The organism is Aquimarina hainanensis (assembly GCF_042684685.1).
GTDB lineage: Bacteria > Bacteroidota > Bacteroidia > Flavobacteriales > Flavobacteriaceae > Aquimarina > Aquimarina hainanensis.
This window is the reverse complement of record NZ_JBHULX010000027.1, coordinates 83,397-102,423: the sequence shown is the minus strand read 5'-3', so window position 1 is coordinate 102,423 and position 19,027 is coordinate 83,397. Positions and strand designations below refer to the sequence as shown.

The 19,027-nt window shown below is 35.4% G+C and carries 16 protein-coding genes; 2 read left to right on the top strand and 14 right to left on the bottom strand.

What is annotated here, in order from left to right; genetic code table 11:
* Nucleotides 1-5 precede the first annotated feature (5 nt).
* Nucleotides 6-1,079: a 4Fe-4S dicluster domain-containing protein gene (locus ACFSTE_RS13840; protein ID WP_378258585.1), complete on the top strand. Its 1,074-nt coding sequence runs from the start codon at nt 6-8 to the stop codon at nt 1,077-1,079.
* 105 nt (nt 1,080-1,184) lie between these two features.
* Entirely contained in the window at nt 1,185-2,414 is a 1,230-nt protein-coding gene (dsrP, locus tag ACFSTE_RS13835; protein ID WP_378258583.1) for a sulfate reduction electron transfer complex DsrMKJOP subunit DsrP, read from the top strand.
* A gap of 50 nt (nt 2,415-2,464) precedes the next feature.
* Here the strand turns inward: dsrP and ACFSTE_RS13830 are convergent, their stop codons facing one another.
* The 14 genes from ACFSTE_RS13830 to ACFSTE_RS13765 form a co-directional block, all read right to left on the bottom strand.
* Nucleotides 2,465-5,620, bottom strand: a complete 3,156-nt coding sequence (locus ACFSTE_RS13830) for a CHAT domain-containing protein (RefSeq protein ID WP_378258581.1) — start codon at nt 5,618-5,620, stop codon at nt 2,465-2,467.
* Between the two features lie 424 nt (nt 5,621-6,044).
* Complete coding sequence (locus ACFSTE_RS13825) at nt 6,045-6,605, bottom strand: RNA polymerase sigma factor (protein WP_378258579.1); 561 nt, start codon at nt 6,603-6,605, stop codon at nt 6,045-6,047.
* Nucleotides 6,606-6,835: 230 nt separating this feature from the next.
* Nucleotides 6,836-7,501 (bottom strand): DNA-binding response regulator, encoded by a 666-nt coding sequence (locus tag ACFSTE_RS13820; protein ID WP_378258577.1) that lies wholly within the window; start codon nt 7,499-7,501, stop codon nt 6,836-6,838.
* Nucleotides 7,502-7,513: 12 nt separating this feature from the next.
* Nucleotides 7,514-9,445: a sensor histidine kinase gene (locus ACFSTE_RS13815; RefSeq protein ID WP_378258575.1), complete on the bottom strand. Its 1,932-nt coding sequence runs from the start codon at nt 9,443-9,445 to the stop codon at nt 7,514-7,516.
* Between the two features lie 81 nt (nt 9,446-9,526).
* Nucleotides 9,527-9,685, bottom strand: a complete 159-nt coding sequence (locus ACFSTE_RS13810; protein WP_378258573.1) for a hypothetical protein — start codon at nt 9,683-9,685, stop codon at nt 9,527-9,529.
* Between the two features lie 990 nt (nt 9,686-10,675).
* Nucleotides 10,676-10,915 (bottom strand): hypothetical protein, encoded by a 240-nt coding sequence (locus ACFSTE_RS13805; protein WP_176027540.1) that lies wholly within the window; start codon nt 10,913-10,915, stop codon nt 10,676-10,678.
* A gap of 1,021 nt (nt 10,916-11,936) precedes the next feature.
* Nucleotides 11,937-13,895, bottom strand: coding sequence for a cadherin domain-containing protein (locus ACFSTE_RS13800; RefSeq protein WP_378258567.1), 1,959 nt, complete (start codon nt 13,893-13,895; stop codon nt 11,937-11,939).
* Nucleotides 13,896-14,347: 452 nt separating this feature from the next.
* The gene (locus ACFSTE_RS13795) at nt 14,348-14,860 is read right to left on the bottom strand and encodes a hypothetical protein (RefSeq protein ID WP_176027542.1); all 513 of its coding nucleotides are present in this window, start codon (nt 14,858-14,860) and stop codon (nt 14,348-14,350) included.
* A 9-nt stretch (nt 14,861-14,869) separates the two neighbouring features.
* Complete coding sequence (locus ACFSTE_RS13790) at nt 14,870-15,544, bottom strand: hypothetical protein (RefSeq protein WP_378258565.1); 675 nt, start codon at nt 15,542-15,544, stop codon at nt 14,870-14,872.
* Nucleotides 15,545-15,574: 30 nt separating this feature from the next.
* On the bottom strand, nt 15,575-16,249 hold the full coding sequence (locus tag ACFSTE_RS13785; protein ID WP_378258563.1) for a hypothetical protein: 675 nt from the start codon (nt 16,247-16,249) through the stop codon (nt 15,575-15,577).
* 29 nt (nt 16,250-16,278) lie between these two features.
* On the bottom strand, nt 16,279-17,238 hold the full coding sequence (locus ACFSTE_RS13780; protein ID WP_378258561.1) for a hypothetical protein: 960 nt from the start codon (nt 17,236-17,238) through the stop codon (nt 16,279-16,281).
* Between the two features lie 4 nt (nt 17,239-17,242).
* A complete protein-coding gene (locus ACFSTE_RS13775) occupies nt 17,243-17,938 on the bottom strand; it encodes a DUF6304 family protein (protein WP_378258559.1) in 696 nt (231 codons plus the stop codon).
* Nucleotides 17,939-17,945: 7 nt separating this feature from the next.
* Entirely contained in the window at nt 17,946-18,506 is a 561-nt protein-coding gene (locus ACFSTE_RS13770; protein WP_378258557.1) for a hypothetical protein, read from the bottom strand.
* A 10-nt stretch (nt 18,507-18,516) separates the two neighbouring features.
* Nucleotides 18,517-19,026 (bottom strand): DUF6678 family protein, encoded by a 510-nt coding sequence (locus ACFSTE_RS13765; RefSeq protein WP_378258555.1) that lies wholly within the window; start codon nt 19,024-19,026, stop codon nt 18,517-18,519.
* Nucleotide 19,027 lies beyond the last annotated feature (1 nt).

The following is a 19,027-nucleotide window of genomic DNA, read 5'->3' as shown; positions in this document are numbered from 1 at the left end:
CTAATATGAGTAATACTACTAAAAAATGGTTTTCTCTAAACCTCGGATCTAGAAAAGAAAATGCCTCTTCATCTTCCTGCAGTTGCGGAAAAAAGGAAGGCAATTGTCATTCTGCCGATACCTTCCCTCAACAAAAAGATGGGTTTGATCAGGTATTTGATGTTCCTATGGATCGCAGAACTGCTTTTAAAAAACTAACTGCCAGCTTATTGATAGGTGCTGGAGCTGTCAGTACTTCCTGTAGTTTGGTTTCTGGTAATGAATCCAAAGAAAAAGCGCAAATCGACTGGGAAGAACAATTTAAAGGCAATTATAAATTAATGTCCGAGGAGGAAAAAAAAGCCACTGTAGAACGATTAGCTCGCTCTTATGAATTACGTACCGGCAAAACAATTAATCTTTCTTCTCAAGGTCCAGAAGAAAACGTATTGTTTGGATATGCATTTAACATTTCTAAATGCCAAGGCTATATGGATTGTGTTAATGCATGCGTGGAAGAAAATAATCAGGATAGAAATTCTCAAATGCAATATATCCGAATTCATGAAATGAAAGATGGAAAAGGGTTTAACTTCAATGAAGCAGATGACAATTACTATCATGAGGTTCCTGCAGAAGGTCATTTTTATATGGGAACTCAATGTTTTCATTGCGATAATCCTCCCTGTACCAAGGTATGTCCGGTACAAGCGACCTGGCAAGAAGAGGATGGACTAGTGGTTATTGATTATGACTGGTGTGTCGGTTGCCGTTATTGTATGGCTGCATGTCCCTATGACGGAAGGCGGTTTAACTGGTCTCAACCCGAGGTTCCTGAAGCAGAAATTAATAAAAACCAACACTATCTAGGGAACAGATTGCGTAAAAAAGGGGTTATGGAAAAATGCACATTCTGTGTTCAGCGGTCAAGAGCCGGGAAAAATCCTGCTTGTGTAGAGGCTTGCCCTACAGGAGCACGAATTTTTGGGAACTTACTAGATCCTAACAGTACCATTAGGTGGGTCTTAGAGAATAAAAAAGTATTCAGACTAAAAGAAGACTTAGGTACTGAGCCTAAATTCTGGTATTTCATGGATTAACACTCCATCTAATTGAGAATTAAAAGATAAAAAAGCCGTGGGCTTTAACATAAGATCTGGCTTATTATTTCTTATTCCCAGATCAACAACCAAAATCAAATGAAAATGTTTACAGTATTTATCAGTTTAGTAAAAGACAGTCTACAAGCTATTCTCCATGGGTCAAAAAAATACCATCTATGGATGGCTTTTCTCACTTTTATCATGCTTATAGGTATGTATTGTTATACCATTCAATTAGAACATGGTCTAAGTGTTACTGGAATGACAGATCGTGTAAGCTGGGGGCTTTATATCTCTAATTTTACTTTTTTAGTAGGTGTTGCCGCTGCTGCTGTTATTTTAGTCATGCCCACTTATGTGTTGAAGGATATTGATTTTAAACAAGCGGTACTTATTGGAGAGGGACTTGCTGTTGCTGCTCTCATCATGTGTTTAGCTTTTGTTGTTGCTGATATGGGAGGTCCTTCTGTATTATGGCATATGCTCCCTGGAATTGGTGTTTTTAATTTTCCAGACTCTATGCTTACCTGGGATGTTATTGCACTTAATGGATATCTATTCATAAATATCAGCATTCCTTTTTATATATTATTCAGACATTACCAAGGAAAAGATGCTTTGTCTAAAGTATATGTTCCCGGAGCATTATTATCTGTTCTCTGGGCAGTAGGGATTCATTTGGTTACAGCCTTTCTATATCAGGGGTTACAGGCACGTCCGTTCTGGAATAATGCTTTATTAGGTCCTCGTTTTTTAGCCTCTGCATTTGCTGCTGGTCCTGCATTAATTATTTTGGTATTGGCATTAATTCGATACAGTAGCTCTTTTCGCATTGAAGACAAAACCTTAAAAAAAATTGGGATCGTTGTTACCGTAGCAGCTCAGATTAACTTAATTATGCTTGTTTCTGAGTTATTCAAAGAGTTTTATGCTCCAACTCATCACAGTGAAAGCGCATATTATTTGTTCTTTGGGCTACATGGAAAGAAAGCCTTACTTCCCTGGATCTGGACTGCTATTTCTATGAATGTGATAGCCACGCTATTACTTACATTCCATAAACTGAGAAATAATTTTAAGATTTTATATTTTGCTTGTTCTTTACTTTTTATTGCTATTTGGATTGAGAAAGGTTTCGGATTAATCGTTCCTGGTTTTATCCCTGGACCATATGGGAAAATTGCAGAATATACCCCGACAGGAATTGAAATAGGAGTAACATTAGGAATCTGGGCCTTGGGTGCTTTTGTGTTTACAATTCTAGCCAAAACAGCTATAAAAATAGAACTTGGACAATTGCGATATAAGAAAGAGACTGTTTCTAAAGAATAAACTTAGTAGTATGTATGTATATGAATACATCTATTTTTAATCATCATTTTTTATTTCGTCCCGGAATCCTTTTTATGTATCCGAGATTTCCTCCAATAAAATAGTATTCCCAATCCTGAAAAGATAAGGAGCCAGGCAAACAACCATTCTTTCTCATACATATCGGATTGAAAAAAAGAAATGGCATCTGTATTCCCCAGTACATAAAAGCTCCCCCAGTAAAAAGGAGCTTCTGTAAAGACATCAGATGCCTTCAAAAAATCAACTTTTGCTTGTTGAAGCGCCTTGTCTTTATTCATTCCCTGTTGCAAATTTTCATAAAAAAGTGCCATTACCTCAGGAGTTGTTTGATCTGAAATTTCCCATTTGCTCAACAAAAGACTTTTTACTCCTGCATACTGAAAAGCATTCCCTACACTAAGAATACCTTCTCCTTTATTTATCTTGCCGGCTCCTGTATTACAAGCACTTAACACTACTAGTTCTGCTGGAATATCTAACGCATATAATTCATGACTAAACAATTTGTTATCCTCAAAGGTAGTTGCTTCAGTATCTGAAAAAAGTATTTTCGAATTCTTAGGGTTTATATGATCTATTTCTCCATGTAACGCCAGGTGTACCAATTTATAATTATTTACCACTTTTTTAAAGTTTACCTCATTCGCACTTTTATGATAATAATACTTTCCATTTACAATGTTGGAAATCGCCTTTATTTCTTTTCTTGTTCCTGGTAAATCTGCCTTCTCATCTCTTAATTTTCGCAAAGAAAGCACCTCTTCTTTACTGTCTATTGTATCCGTACTGGTATATGAAAATGCAAGGCATTCATCTAACAATCCATCATTTTTTGCCGCTGTGTTATTTTTATATAATAAGCTGGCTGAATTCGCATAACTAATGGCATACTCAAAAAGTAAATACGATAATTTCCCTGCTTCATTTTTTTCTTCTCTGGTCAGTAACAAATCAAATGGCAAATGCCATAAAGATTCATCAGGAATCAATATTAACCTATCCCCAACAAAAGCATCCTTTATCGGAGCAATGAGTTGTCGATATAGTTGTCTTGATTTTTTTATAAACTGATGGCGATTCTTCGTTGTAATACTGTTATTAAGTTCCTCAATATGCTTATCCAGCAATGGTACTGCTAACTCTCTGACCTCAATAGTCGTATTCGTAATAATAAACACATATAAAACCGCATCAGATCTAAAGAATTCAACTAGTGTAGTATGGGCTTCCAATTTGTTCTGCACCTCAGAAACTGTAATAATATCTTCCCTTGATTTATTTTTTTTATAATATGCAGGATAGTAGGTTTCTATTTCTTTTGCTACAGAATCTCTTCGCAAGGATACATCTAATAATTCCCCCTCCAATTTATATAGCTTTACAGAATCTCGCCGCTCTTTTGTAGTTTCCTTAAGAATCTGCGAGTTTAATCTTGCTATCTGTATATTCAATGTTTTTTCAGTATTCAGCAACGTAAAATCAATAGCAGCTGTTTTTTTTATCGTTTCCCTTTTTGCTATTGCCCTCAAAACAGTTGCCTTACTTTTTTCAGAATAATAAAAAGGAGTATGATAGGAGGTCTCGGAAACTTGCTCTTTCGTAAGTAATAAATTTGCTTCTATGCTCCTGGCATATATCGATTTTACAATTTCTGAAAACTTTATCCGGTCGTCATAATTTCGCTTTCTTTGTTCTATTTGAGGAATTACTGCAATTGCTTTTTTACAAAATAATATTGCTTCCTCCAGGTCTTCTTTATTGCGAGTACTTTTATATTTTCTAAGAAAAACATCTGATCGGATTTCCATTGTTTCTAACAATAAATCAGTATCTAAATAATTCCCTAATGAAGATTCTGTCGTCTTTGTCTCTGATTGTTTATCTGTTTCATAGTTATGATCAATCGCTTTTCTATTATATAGTAAAGCATTTTTATAATCTGTACATTTTGCATATATCTTCGATACCAAATTATAGGATTTGATTGTATTGGGGTTTTGCTCTCCAAACATTCGCAACCGGAGATCCAGTGTCTTTTGGGCATTTTTGAGTGCTGCTGTATTATTATTCAGACTCATATAAATTTCTGCCAGGTACTCATGCAAATAAGATATTCTCAAGAAATTCTTATGTGTTGACTTATGACAAATTGCTAAGGCTTTTTCTATATATTCAATTCCTTTTTCATCTCCGTATATCTGACCTAATTGACTAAACGGATAAAACATATTCTCATGATCCGGTCTAAAAACTTTTAGCCCCATAGCCAATGCTTTCTCTGTATGGAATATGGCTTTATACTTCTGGTGCTGTTTTAGGTACACCGTTCCCATATTAAAATGAATCATCATTTGTTCCGGGTGATCTACACCTAACTGAGAAATACTAACACTCAATCCTTTCTTGTAATAATCAAGGCTGGCATTAAAATCTTCTTTTATCGAGTATATAACCCCTAATTCATTATAAAGTCTTCCGAAGTACGGATTTTCTTTTTCATACACTTCTTTTGCGATCTCAAATGTTTTTTCAAAAAAAGTAAGAGCCTTGTCAAATTCTCTTTTGTTATAATGAAGTTGCCCGATCACTTCATGAATATTGGCTTGCAAAATTTTTTGTATCGAAGTTTTGCCTTCATTTGTGATAAACGCTTTTTCTAAATACGCCTTTGCTTGTTCGTACTTCCCTAATTCGACATATACTTTTCCTAAGCGATAATACGATACTGCCATCACCTCTTTGTCATCTGACATATTCTTCTCCCGAATCATCAGTGCTTCTTCATATTTTTTTAGCGCGGCTCCTAATTTTCTTCTAAAGAGAAATACGGTTCCCTGATGTTCTATGGCATTTGCTTCTTCTCTTTTATTTTCCTTACTTTTAATCCGACTGTACAACAAGGCTTTTTCTACACAAAACTGTACCTTATCCAACTGGTAATTCTCTAGGTACGATTTTGCTAAAACATTATATACCTTAGGAAGCTCACTAAACTGTTTTGTATCCTTATAGATCATTACTGCCTTCTCTAATGAGCGGGTAGCTTCTTTGAATTTTCCATAAAAAAACTGTTCTTCCCCCTGTCTAAAAAACTGATATGCGGTCTGTTTCTCTTCCTGGGAAAACAACATTGGGAAATACAGGGTTACAAATAAAACTAATACGATTCTTGTAAGGGTATTCATTGTTGATTGGCATATTATTCTGTAATTCAGTATGCATTCGCCTATCATTAGCACAGGTTGATATCTACTGAATTTATGATCCTCATTTTACTGGTCTTTTTTTGCGATAAAAAAAGTGACATTGATTCAAATGTAGTTTTTTATTTTACAAATCAAATAATTATACAACGCTCCCCTTCTTATAAAATACTTTTTTTCATTTTCTTATTGCACAATATCCACTGGATGCTGCTGCATATCTCTTTCAGTTTTTTAAGTCTCCAATGTAAATCAAGACAGGAATAAAAAGAGAAGAGGTATATTTCCCCACAAAATATACCTCTATTCAACTACCTTATGAAATCATAAGGCTTCTTCTAAAATTCACTGTCTATATATGTTATTGCCCCCGCATAACTATATCAATATATTGTAATAATCCATTTTAGGATACAGCTCTTAATTCATTATACAATGGATCTTGTTCCATCATTTCTAATAGTTTCTTTTTGGCCAGAAATTTCTTTTTACGCGTATAAATTTCAGAATACCCTGTTATCTGAGCTATTTCTTTCATTGACTTCCCTTCGAAAAAAAGATACAGTAGCTGTTTATTATCTGTACTTAGCTGTTGGAAATACTTCTTATAAAACTGTTCTCTTTCTTGATTTTCTATATCAGCCAGCAAAGAATCATAGGTAGTCTCTTCAAGCATGTGTTTCCCATCTGTAAAAATCGGTTTTCTTCGTAGTTGGTTTCTCCAGATATTTTTGCAAATCCCATAAAAATAGGTTCTAATAGATCCTGTTAACTCAAAAATCCCGGAATTCAACTTCTGGTACAATACCATTAATGCATCCTGAAAGACATCTTCTACATCCTCTGGTTTTCCATGATTTCTCAATACATACCCCTGAATATAGCGTATGTTTTCATCGTAGAAACGTGTTAGGATTTTTTCATTCCCGTTGATGATTCCTGTGATAATTACTTGATCTTTTTCCATTGTATAGTTAGTTTGTTTCCCTTTCATATTTAGGAGAAGCTCCTCAGCATCTATCACTTACTTGCTAGTACTATACAAACTTAAATCAGCTATCGGACATCTCAATACAGATTTCTGTAATCTGGGTCTTTTTTTTTGAAAAAAATTGATTTTGAGAACAATATCCTTTCTAAAAACAATACAATATCCCCTGTGTATCAAGGGCTCAAATGCAACGATACAACATACGCTTATAACAACCCTAAATCTTTTGCTATCGCTACAAGATGTGTCGTGTTTTTTGCCTTAAAATCATCAAATAACTTACTTACTCTTTTATCAATGGCGCTCTCGCTATTGGGTTTTATTTTTTGCTCCTGTAATTTGACTCTGATTTCTTTCTTGGTAAATCCCTTAGACAATTCTTCCAGTAGTATCATATCCAGATCGTCTAAGTGAATCATTTCATTGGTATTCCTATCTGCCAATTGGGGCGGTTGTACTGTATCTCCCTGAAACACTCCTGTTATACAATCTACTAATTCTTTGATGGCCTGTTGGCCTTTACACACATAACCATCAATCGTATGGACATCGAATAGCATATTAATTTTATCAGGTCTGTCTTCCTGTGAATAGACGATCACCTTGATATCCGGCTGTATCTTTCTGATATCTTGTATCAGATCGATTCCAGAGGTTCTGGTCTGTACTTTGTGATCTTCTTTAAAAGAAAGATCCGTGATCAATAACTCAAATGGGGTTTGGTCTTGCAGTGCTTTTCTAAATTTGAGATAGGCTTCATCACAATATTTAGCCTCCTCGATGTTTTGAATGCCAATCTCTTCCTGAAGAACCCTAATAATCCCCTGATTGGCAATTTCATAATCTTCTGCCACCAATACTTTCGTAAACATAAAACGTATTTTTTAATTCGGAATTTGGATTTCGGCTTTGACACCTTTGTCTTTTTCTGAATCAAAGATAAGGCTTCCTCCTATTGCCTGAATACGCTTTTCTGTATTTTGAAGTCCATTTTTACTGATTGTGGTACTAAGATCCATTCCCAATCCGTTATCAGAATACCTAATAATCAACTTTTTATCCTCCTCCTTAAACAACAAAGCAACCAAACTTGCCTGACTGTGTTTTTGCATATTGGTCATTAATTCCTGTAAGACCCGATATACTGTAATTTTGGTCGTTTTTGCCTGGGTATCCCACTCCATGGCATCCAAACCACGAACTAATAACTGCTGCCCATTCTGAGCATAGTTCTGCAACATATTATTGAGCTCCTGCCCATAAGCAGAACCGGTATCAAACTCATTATTTTCTCTGGAAATGTCCCGTGCCCTCTGATAAGAGGTATTTAATTTCTCCTTAATCTGCGGATCATGCGGATTCTTTTGGTATTGGAGCATTAACTGAAAAATATCATTCCCCAGTTCGTCATGCAATCGTTTGGAAATACGGATTTCGGTTTCATAACGCGCCTCGAACTGCGCAATTTTACTTTGCTGTGCCAGATTGCGGGTACGTTGCCGAAAGAAAAATATACTAAATCCAATCCCCATCAATGCCACTAATAGCACCAATAGGTAAATGGTGTTTTGGTTACGTACCTGCGCTATTTTACGATTTTTGGCTTCGTTTTCTTTTAGCAGGCTTTCATTCTCGAATCGGGTGGGGGCATAAATCTCCCGTGTTTTTTTGCGCAGCTCCATTAATTCCAGACTGACTTCTTTAAAACGCTGGTGATCCTCTAAGGAATCCGGGGTTAGGGCAGTAATCAGCGTTAAAATTTCTAACATCCCCTCCCGATCTCCTATCTTTTGTATCGCTTTAAATGCCTCATAGGCATGGGCTCTTGCTTTTACAACATCCTTATTTTTATAATATTTGGTCAAACATAAATTCCCCCCATATAACCCAAAAAGATCCTCTTGTTCTTTCCAAATCTGATATGCTTTTAGCAGCATCTCTTCACTTTCCGGATTTTCGGGATCTTTAAGAAACTTGACATAGCCTAAATTAGCTAAAAATTTGGCATATTCTCTGGGCTGCTGTATTACTCCCTGATCTGCTATCAGGTTATTCAAAATCGCAATACTTTCTGTATACCGTCCTTGTTCTCTCAAAATACTGGCACGGGAATTTTTTGTTTTAAAAATATCTCTACTCCTAAATTGCTTCCTTGCTATAGAATCCTTAAACAATCCCATATTTCTGGTATTCCAAAAAAGAGCTTCTTTAGAGTTTCCTAAATCCATAAATGCAATTGCTATATTTTGATACAGTCCGCCAAGGAGTCTGTATTCTTGGGTTCCCTCCAGGTAGGTTAAGCCATCGGTAGCCGTCATCATACAGGCATTATGATCCCCCAAGACCCGTTGAATATTAGACATTGTCATTAAAGATCTTCCTGCATAGATACTATCTTTTATGTTTCTATACACCTTAAAAGATTGGTTATAAAAATTAAAGGCTTTTAGATACTTACCCTGTTTTTTATTATAGTAACCCAATCGATATAAGGCTAACCCTATATAAGAACTATCGTTACTTTGTTCAGCTGTCTCTAATAAGGTATAGGAAACGGAAATGGCTGTTTCCGGTCCTGAATACTTATTAAGTAATTTGGCATATAAGGCTAAGCCTTTGCAGTGCAAAGAATCCAACGCTATGTTTTTGGCTCCGGTGATAAAGGTACTGATGGCTGCCATTCTTTCTCCCTTGGTATGAGCATTGTTCTTGGCTAGCTTATAATAGGTATCTAAAGAATCGAGCTGTTGTTGTAATTGCACAGGAATTCCCGGTGAAGGAAGTTTTTTTTTGCAGGAATAAGGTATCCCACCCAAAAAAAGAGCTATATATATAAAGAGGGATGAAAACAAAAGGCGTTTCATCCCTCAAAGATATATAAATTATACTAAGTAAAATTACCCTTCATCATCTTCATAACCATCATTCAATCCTGTAGTACTCAGGACTTCGGTATGAAGGGTTTCATTTTCTTGTACACTATCATCTGGGGTACAAGCGATAAGGTTCATGCAGGTTAGGACGACGATCAGGAATACGAATTTTAATGTTTTCATGTTGATATAGTTTTTTTGTTTTCCGTGTTGGGGGCCACCCATAGGTCTTTACCCCCAAATAGGTATACTGTGCCATACCTACGACCTATGGGAAATGATCAGTTGATTGCTGGGAAAGAATGTTCCTGTGTGGCTGTGTCCCCCTTCTTTCCCCTTGGGAAACAGCAGACCACACCTGGATTTTTGGTTGATAAGATTTTATTGTACCGCAAGCGGTTTGGATATTATTTCTTATCTGATAGTAGGCACTATGCGTCCTGTACCGGTCGTTATGACCGATATCCTAATAGTAATCCATCGTATCTGATAAGTTGTTTTTATCCGTTATCGTATAGGTTACATGACTGTACTATTTTCCTGTGTTATTTATTGAAATTTTACTCACTAAGTGAGTGTTACCGATATTGAGGCGAGCCTCAAATCAAAAAAATGATTCAACTCATTCTAAGCGTTTATATACATGCCTTTCTGGCATCCCTGGCTCATACCATATACACCTTGCACCTACTGGAATAAAAAATGCTTTTTTATCTCAGTAAATTCGAAATGCAACTGATATAATGTTCTATACATACCGCTTCTGATACGGATTGTCATGCTTTCTTAAAGATATCATATCCTTATTCCAGCGACAATCAGCAGTGAGTAAACACGCTTTCTGGTTGAGTAAACATGGCGATCCAGCTCCTAAAAAGCATCTTTATAACATTTGCTTTTAGAATTCGTGAGCATTTCTAATAGCTCCTTTACTTTTTCTGAATAAAGGTGTCCATTTGACAATGCTCCTACCGCTACTTATAACGATAGTCTGTTGCTGGTTTTCGTGCTGCTACATGAGTCATAAGGGATATATCGCCACGTATTTCTTCTCTTTTCTGAGAAATCTGCGCTTTCTTTTATAGCGTCATTCTCATGAAAAAACAATCATTCGTTTTAAACGACCTCTTCTCCAAAAAGAGAAGTTCTATCCTTATGAACTTTTGTTAAAGCTTACGAAATAGCTGCTTTAACATCCATGTAACGTTCGCCGATTACCCACGACTGAAAATACGTTTCTACTGATAGAAGTGTATTTTTCACTTTTTTGTTACTTCTGGTTTGGGTTAGTTGTTGAAGGGAGGGAGTAACAATAAAATCACACCCACTCATATCAAGAGCGCCTTCTGTAGCTACGACTAACAGTATTTTGCTGCTGTCCATCTCTATATTTGTATGTTGATGTTTTTTCATTGTTATTTTCTTTTGGTTGTTACTAATCGTGCAAATGTGTTGATCACATGCGCACTCTTTTTGCGTACTTTTTATATGTTTTATTTTTAGTTGTTTTGAGTGACAAATATACGGAAACTTTTACATTCTCACAAATACTTTTTTATTTTAATAAATTGATTATCAAATACTTACGTTTAAATTTAGGCATAGAAATCCCTGTCCGTATTTCACGGATTTTTGACTGCTTTAGCAGTCACTTATATATCAGCTGCTTAGAATCCAAAAAATTAATTCGCTATGTCTTACTATCTGTTACTCATTTTCTTAAAAAATTTATTACATATTTTTCTGATTTAACTACTTGCTTTACTTACTATATCCATTTTTTGGTATGTATGTTGGTTCGTTTTTTTATATTTTTTTGTTTGGTTATATACTTACATCAAAAAAAGCGCCCAATTTCTTGGACGCTTTCTTTTATATGGTGTGTTTTATAATCTGTCATTGTATATAATGCTCAAAATAATTCCATAGCGTCCTTGGTGAGGATACTTCTAAAATACAGTTTCTGTCGCAGGACGTAAACGGTACTCTTATTGCGATATGTATACTATTTTGTTTCACTTTGTTATTTTATTATACAAATATTATTAAATAAACTATTATTTTCCAAATTTTGGAATAAAAATATTTTTCAAACAATTAACAACAAGGACTTTAACCTATATTATACAGGAATAAATCTATTGCGTCTTGAAATTCTTCTAAAAACCATGTAAGTCTCGGTATTTAATGCTGTTTCTACAACTGTAGACCGGAGGTAAGCGGTATATCTTCTCTAGCTGTGACTAGGAATGATCAAAATGATTCTTCGAAAGAGCTTGATAATGCTTTGAATCTCTTCAGTAAAGAGTATTAGGGAATAACTATTATGTGATGTCCTGTAATACCTTCTATAAGGGGGAAGGAAACCCCATAGCCCCTACAGCCAGCCCCCTTATAGCGGTATTTTTTATTTCGTTTTTCTATACTTCTTTTGTTACATAGTGATTTTTCGGATTTTATCATTCCCCATATCACTTATATATACATTTCCCTGTGTATCAACAGCAATTCCTGAAGGACTTGAAAACCTGGCATCAGCGGTAGTTCCATCTACATAACCACTGGGACCTCCTGTCAGGGTCGTTACCTCTCCTGTGGGAGTCACCTTCCGTATTGTATGATTATTTCTATCAGCTACATAAATATCGCCCTGTGTATCAACTGCTATTCCATTTGGAGCAGAAAACTGTGCATTGGTACCTGTACCATCAGAAGCTCCTCTGGTGCTCCCTGCCAAAGTACTCACCACAACAGTTCCGATGGTGGAGTTTCCTCCTACTTGAAAAGAAATTGAAATTTTGCGAATCCTATTATTACCGGAATCTGCTACATATAGTGTTTGTAATCCGTCTATCGCGATTCCTACAGGATCTCCGAATTGTGCGTTGGCACCTGTACCATCTGCAAAACCTTCTGTGCTTCCTGCAAGAGTCGTAACCACTCCTCCCTGGGTAATCCTGCGGATTTTATGGTTCCCTCTATCTGCCACATATAAATTCCCCTGACTATCAATAGTGATCCCCTGCGGATCCGAAAACTGAGCATCTGTTCCTACATCATCAGCAAATCCCTGAGTACTTCCTGCTAAGGTTGTAACCACTCCTGCGGGCGTAATTTTACGGATTTTATGATTTCTTCTTTCAGTTACGTATAGATTTCCCTGTGCATCTATAGTTATTCCATAAGGATCAGCAAACCTGGCATTGGTTCCCGTACCATCAGCAAATCCATAGGTGCTTCCTGCAAAGGTAGTTGTAGTTCCATCCGGAGTAATTTTGCGTATTCTATGATTGCTTGTGTCTGTAACATAGACATTCCCCTGTGTATCAACAGCTGTTCCGGATGGAAGGTAAAATTGTGCATTAGCACCTGTACCATCCGCAAATCCACGGCTACTTCCTGCCAAGGTACTTACTATCATGGTATCTGCAACATCGATCACATCAATTCTAATATCTTCCGAATTGGACAATACTCCATCAGATACTGCCACGGTAATTGTATGACTTGTTGCGGTTTCATAATCCAGGCTTTTACCTGCTGCCAGACTTATCTCTCCATTGGTACTACCAATCTCAAAGAGTCCGTTCGCATCATTCGTTAGGGAGAAAGTAAGTGCATCTCCTTCTGGATCTGTTGCTTTTATGAATGCGAATACGACAGTATCATCGATGTCTTCTGCCGCATCATCAATAATAGAACTATCATCCCAGATCGGCGCTTCATTAACATTCGAGATCGTAATGGTCACATCATTGGATATTGTTAATACTCCATCACTTACACTTACGGTCAGGGTATAAGTAGCTTTTGTTTCATAATCCAACTGCTTGCCTGATATCAAACTTAGTTCTCCGGTACTGCTGATCTCAAACAGATCATCCTCATTGGACACTATCGCATACTGTAAATCATCTCCTTCTGCATCCGTAGCGACTACTACACCTATGATTGTTGTCCCGTTTATATCTTCAGAGGCTGTAAAGGTTTGTGCAGTTAATACAGGGGCTGTATTTTCATCTACGTCGATTACATTGATTGTCATTTTTGCAGCAGAAGTCGCTTCTCCATCGGATACCTCAACAGTAATTGAATGGCTTTTAGCAGTTTCATAATCCAGTTTTTTACCTGCTGCCAAACTAAGGCTTCCTGTAGCGCTAACTGCAAATAATCCATTACTGTTTTCGGTTAACGAAAAATGCAGGGTATCTCCCTCTAAATCAGCGGCCACTATCTGACCAAACTTGTCTGTATCCTTAGCTGCTTCTGAGGCATTAAATGATTGTGCCTCTATCTCCGGAGCTGTATTACTAATTGATTGATCGTCATCTTTTTTACAGGAAAAGATGACAATAGCTCCTGCAATTATTACTAGTTGTTTTATTTTTCTCATTACTTTTATTTTACTTACTTTTTATTATATAATTATTGATTGTTTCCACCTCTCTCAAATTCTTAGATCTGATTTTTATGTATATGTTTGGAATATTATAGCATGGAATCACATGTTAATGACCGAGGTTCATCATTAGAGATGTGTCCCAACATCTTCTATAATGAAATGCAGAAAATGTCATGAATCTATGATTGTGTGATTAGTTGATCACTGAGGTAGTGTAGATACCTTATTTTTGTTACAGGAAATTGTAATTGCTATTACTGATATTGGTTGCGTAATTTTTCTTGTCATATTTTAGGGTTATGCGTTGTACATTCTAAAGACAAGAATACTGAGAATCAAAAAGAGTATCGGGAACGAGTTTATGAATTCCCAAATGAGTTTGTGAATAGGAATAGTAGTGTCACGTTTCTTCCCTTTCCCTTGTTATAGGGGAACATTCATTGTTATTCATTATTGCTTTTGGTAGGAAAGTTTCTTACTCCATAAAGTATTAATTCATTTTTATCATACGTATGATCCTCTGGGTATTCGCACCAATTATTAAATAAAAACTCGACACCGCTATCAAAAATTATTTTATCCCAAAATTTATCTTGATGTTCCGTATATTTAATATTTTCTGCATGTATACGACGTATAATTTCTTTGTATTGTACGGGTTTTGAGACTGTAAAAAAGTACGTATCTATTTCAATTTTATTGGTTAATGCAAAAACTCTGGTACTTGGTTTCTCTATAAAAACATCATCAAACCCCTGACAGGTAATGGCATAAATTTTACAGGAGGTTGCATATAAAAACCGGAAGCCATTATAATACAACCCAAATCTTCCATTTTTATAATCACTTATTTTATAGGGTGTTCCTAAATAGTCAATCACCTCATCCTTATGCATCCCAATAGAGATAGCTCCAAATCTACCCGTCAAAACAAAATCTTTAATTGATATAATCATGGTACTTATTTATAATTTGTTGTCCCATATCCAGTGTTTCTTATTTCCTATATAACCACTTATGTAATCTAAAAACTCATCTGCTAAATCACTTTTAGCTTCTAAGTCTAATGCTTGGTATATCTGTTCTATAAAATGTACCGTATCATAGGTTTTCTGTTGAGATAGTCCTAATTCTTTATATTTTACTAAACAAGAATATCCTTTTTTTGCCAGCTCGTTAAAGGTTGAATCATCAAAACAATTTATGAGTTGTTGTATTTCACTAATTAATTCGGATTCTATTTGTGTTAGATCTTCTTTTTTGACAACAGGTATTATTTTTCCGTTAACAACCGGAACCATTACAGTTGTAAACATATTGGTAACACCTCCCTTGGAAAGTAATAAATTTGCCAAATCATCAGGGGATTTCACTTTTTGCAAGTGATATGCTGGTTGATGATCTACATAGGTAAAACAATAATAATCTCCTGTAATGGTTATGTTTTTATCTATTTCAGAATTCCTTCCTTTAACTGGTACTCCTGATGGTTGATGAATTTGTAATTCTTTATTCAAAACACTGTTTTCCTGATCAAAAAGCATCCATTCCCACAGTTCTTGTATTGTAAAATTCCCTTCTATTTCTTCAAAATGAATAGTGGATAATTGTTCTAGTATGTTTACTAAATTATAGTTCATTTTTTTAACCGGTCTGTTATTTCAGGATGATCAGTTTACTAGTTTTTGACATACGAGCTGCATTAACTTCTTAAAACTAGTTTGATGTAATTCTACTTTAAAAGAATCAGCTATGCATTCGAAAACATTATCATGAAAACCAAAAAAGAAGTGTTTAGCATTCTTCCAGTTTTCTGGATTGTGATTGGTATGTATACTATTTATTTCCTTAATTTCTTTTACCCAACTGGAGTTGATAATTTGTAAAGGAGCGTAAAGTTCTAGGCCTTTACCATATAATGGATGTCCTTCGAATACTTCATCATTTGGGGCACCCAACTTAGCTGATGTGCAATGTATAAATTCTACTAAGGCTAAAGAGGTAGCTTTATCGCTTGCTGTGTCTACTATGGTTGTGTACGTTCCATCCCAATTGGGATCCACTGATTTCACATAAAACAGTAAATATGCTTTATGATCATTCATGAACAAATGAGGAAGTGGGGCTCCTACATCCCATGCAACTGGAAAATCCATAACGTCTGCATGTTCTTCATTTTTTGAAGCAGCCAGTTGGCGTTCGCATATAAGCAAATTCTTAGAAGCTTTATTGAACTCTGACCATTCAATACCTGTGTTTTTTGTAGAAACAGCAATACTGGCTTTTTTTAGTCTTGCTTTTGCTTCATTCAACTTATTTTCATAGCGTTCAATAATTGTTGACATGGCGTAACGTTCGGTTTTTATGGTTTTACTCAGGTATTTTGATCTGTAATTTTTATTTTGGTAATATTGTTTAGGTCTATATCAATAATTGTCCCGGTATTTCCATAGCAAATCAGATGCTTGTCTATGACTTCTGCTTTATAGATTGGGTTTGAAAATGTAAAAAAGATTGCCCAATTTAAATCTCCATTCCTTGTTGTGGAAGCCACATAGCCTTCGTTCCCCATCGCTCCATCTCCAAATACAATTTTTTGGTTTTCATATTCAAAAGCTCCGTGAAAAATATCAATCTCTGTCCAGATGTCATCATCGTATTTTTCAATTCCTTCTAATGTTGTGTCACACAGAGGTGACCAATATTGTTTGGTTTCTCCAGTATTGGGATCATAGGTACTGTATACATTTCCTATAATAAAATCTCCTTCTCCCATAACAATACAATCAAAACCAGGCAAATAGCCTTGTTTCCATTTTTCCTGTATTTTAGGATGCAGCATATATTCTAACTCCTCAAAATTTATTTTCTCTACTTCTTGTAAAAAATGGTTTGGCAAATCTTCTAAAAATTGTCTTACCTGATTTAATTTATCTTTCACCAAATTGGTCTGATTAAGCCTTTTAATTTCTATGGTCTCTGTCTCCTTTGGTTGTAATAATTCATTGAAAGAACTGCACAGTTGATATTTAAAATGAAGGTATCCTGCACTTACACTTAAGTAAACCATCGCAGTTAAAAAATGAGGTTTTACAGTTTCGTTTGACCATTGATACTCCTCAAAATCTAGCTCTAATCGCCATTGTTTGTTTCCTCCCCAACTGGCATATTCAAACTGGCAAATAATAGGCAAAGGGTGCTGAAACTCTTTTTCTTTTAAAATTTGTTCATATTCGGGGGTTATATCTTGTTGTATGATCGTTAACTGCTCTCTTAAAAGTGTATTGAGTTCCTTATAAAATTTACTTTTTTTTACAATTTCTATCTCCTCCATAGTGCTACATCAATTTTGTCCAGTTTTTATAATACCAATCATCTTCAGTAGGCAGTTGATGTTCAGGATAATCAAAGGTTTCCTGAACAGAAAAGATATTTCCGTTATCCATAGCTTCTTTTGTCCAAATATCCAGCAAATCTGTTTTGTCGTTTAATTTTTTTAGTATCGATTTGAGGTTTTTAAAACAATATATGCTTCCAAACATCCCATTGCCAAAAGGGCTATAATTAGCATACTTACAACTTATACAGGTTTTTAAATAGATATTTGAAGGTAATTGCTCTTGTATGGCAATCAAAGCATCCTCCATCCACTCTAAGTTTTTTTCTACTTTAAACTCTCCAAAGGAAGTGTTCAGTATCAAACCGGTAAGCTCGCTATCTAAACCATCTATTGTTGTCGTTTCTCCTACCTCAACATAAGTCGTCAGAGGTTCTATAAATGTTTTACCCGTTTTATTGTCATATAGTTGTATTGGGATTGTTATAGTTAATTGGAAATTGGTGATACCTCCAGAACCGTCTCGACGTATATCATAATCAAATTTGGTAGCGTCAATTTCTCCTGTCATCATTTCAAAATCATATCCTTCAAAATCAATCTCTCTTAGACTAAGGTACATTGTACTCCCATCTGATTTTATAGCGATTGTCTCTACTCCTCTTTTATCCTGATATGTTCCCTGGTATATCCGCATACTTCTTCTATTTCTCTATCAAATACGAAAATCCAATGTCCGTAACTTTGCTCTCTGCTTTAGTTGAAACTCGATTAATTTGAAACTCGAATGTGGCTTCCTCTATATTTTCTTCTACCGTAAAACCTCCTAAAATACCTACGGTATACCAACCATTTTCTAGTGTTATTCTTTGTCTGGAACCTACTTTAACTGCTTCATTTAAACGATATATTCCATTATCTACCGTCCAGTTTTTTAAATAAGGTACTGTTATCAAACAAATTTCATTATTGATAATTTCTAACATATATCCTGTTCTTTCGAACAATAGCAAACTTGTTTCTTTTTTGAATACCGATGTTTGATTATTGGTATTAAAAAAAATAGTATATGGCTTGTTGCTAATATTACACATCGGAATTATAATTCCTTGTTGAGTGGCTAATTCTCCACTTTCATTTGTGGTAAACTCATGGATCAAATCATCCGATAAGCTATTCTCTTGCTTAAACCGTAATAAACTAGCCGGGTCTGTTAAAAAGAAATAATCCCAGGTATCATTTAAACATTCTGTAAATTTTATCATCTATTTTCTATTATTTATACCCATATATCATTACAGAGCCATTTTCTTGTTCAAACGGGATGTTTATCTCTTTTAACAGTTGAAGTAATGCTGTTGTTATATCTATTACTTTAGGGGCTACTAAGCGTCCCAGGTATTTTTGGTATCTAGGTCTTATCTCCAGCCATTCAATTGTAAAAAAGACAGGAAGCCCTTCTTCCCAATAACTTGACCAGTCTCCAAAATAAGCAGGTTCTTTGTCTAAATCACTAAACCTAAACCTTGCCTTATCCCATTGAATTAATTTTTCGTTATAAGCCGGAGGAAATGGTAAAGTTTCGATTCCTTTTTGTAATTCAATCCACTTGGTATCATTCATTATTGAAGATAGGTTTTTACGGACGATTATTTCTTTTACCTGCTGTTTGAGTTTCCCTATATCATTATCATTTTCTGTAAGATATTTATACCGCTCCAGTAGTGTCATATCCATGGAATCAACCGTTCTGTAAAGATTGTATTTTTCGTCGTTTGTCTTCATT

Excerpts from the sequence above, each read along its gene's own strand:
- ACFSTE_RS13840 (WP_378258585.1), top strand. The coding sequence starts at position 6 with ATGAGTAATACTACTAAAAAATGGTTTTCTCTAAACCTCGGATCTAGA.
- dsrP (WP_378258583.1), top strand. The coding sequence starts at position 1,185 with ATGTTTACAGTATTTATCAGTTTAGTAAAAGACAGTCTACAAGCTATT.
- ACFSTE_RS13830 (WP_378258581.1), bottom strand. The coding sequence starts at position 5,620 with ATGAATACCCTTACAAGAATCGTATTAGTTTTATTTGTAACCCTGTAT.
- ACFSTE_RS13825 (WP_378258579.1), bottom strand. The coding sequence starts at position 6,605 with ATGGAAAAAGATCAAGTAATTATCACAGGAATCATCAACGGGAATGAA.
- ACFSTE_RS13820 (WP_378258577.1), bottom strand. The coding sequence starts at position 7,501 with ATGTTTACGAAAGTATTGGTGGCAGAAGATTATGAAATTGCCAATCAG.
- ACFSTE_RS13810 (WP_378258573.1), bottom strand. The coding sequence starts at position 9,685 with ATGAAAACATTAAAATTCGTATTCCTGATCGTCGTCCTAACCTGCATG.
- ACFSTE_RS13805 (WP_176027540.1), bottom strand. The coding sequence starts at position 10,915 with ATGAAAAAACATCAACATACAAATATAGAGATGGACAGCAGCAAAATA.
- ACFSTE_RS13800 (WP_378258567.1), bottom strand. The coding sequence starts at position 13,895 with ATGAGAAAAATAAAACAACTAGTAATAATTGCAGGAGCTATTGTCATC.
- ACFSTE_RS13795 (WP_176027542.1), bottom strand. The coding sequence starts at position 14,860 with ATGATTATATCAATTAAAGATTTTGTTTTGACGGGTAGATTTGGAGCT.
- ACFSTE_RS13790 (WP_378258565.1), bottom strand. The coding sequence starts at position 15,544 with ATGAACTATAATTTAGTAAACATACTAGAACAATTATCCACTATTCAT.
- ACFSTE_RS13785 (WP_378258563.1), bottom strand. The coding sequence starts at position 16,249 with ATGTCAACAATTATTGAACGCTATGAAAATAAGTTGAATGAAGCAAAA.
- ACFSTE_RS13780 (WP_378258561.1), bottom strand. The coding sequence starts at position 17,238 with ATGGAGGAGATAGAAATTGTAAAAAAAAGTAAATTTTATAAGGAACTC.
- ACFSTE_RS13775 (WP_378258559.1), bottom strand. The coding sequence starts at position 17,938 with ATGCGGATATACCAGGGAACATATCAGGATAAAAGAGGAGTAGAGACA.
- ACFSTE_RS13770 (WP_378258557.1), bottom strand. The coding sequence starts at position 18,506 with ATGATAAAATTTACAGAATGTTTAAATGATACCTGGGATTATTTCTTT.
- ACFSTE_RS13765 (WP_378258555.1), bottom strand. The coding sequence starts at position 19,026 with ATGAAGACAAACGACGAAAAATACAATCTTTACAGAACGGTTGATTCC.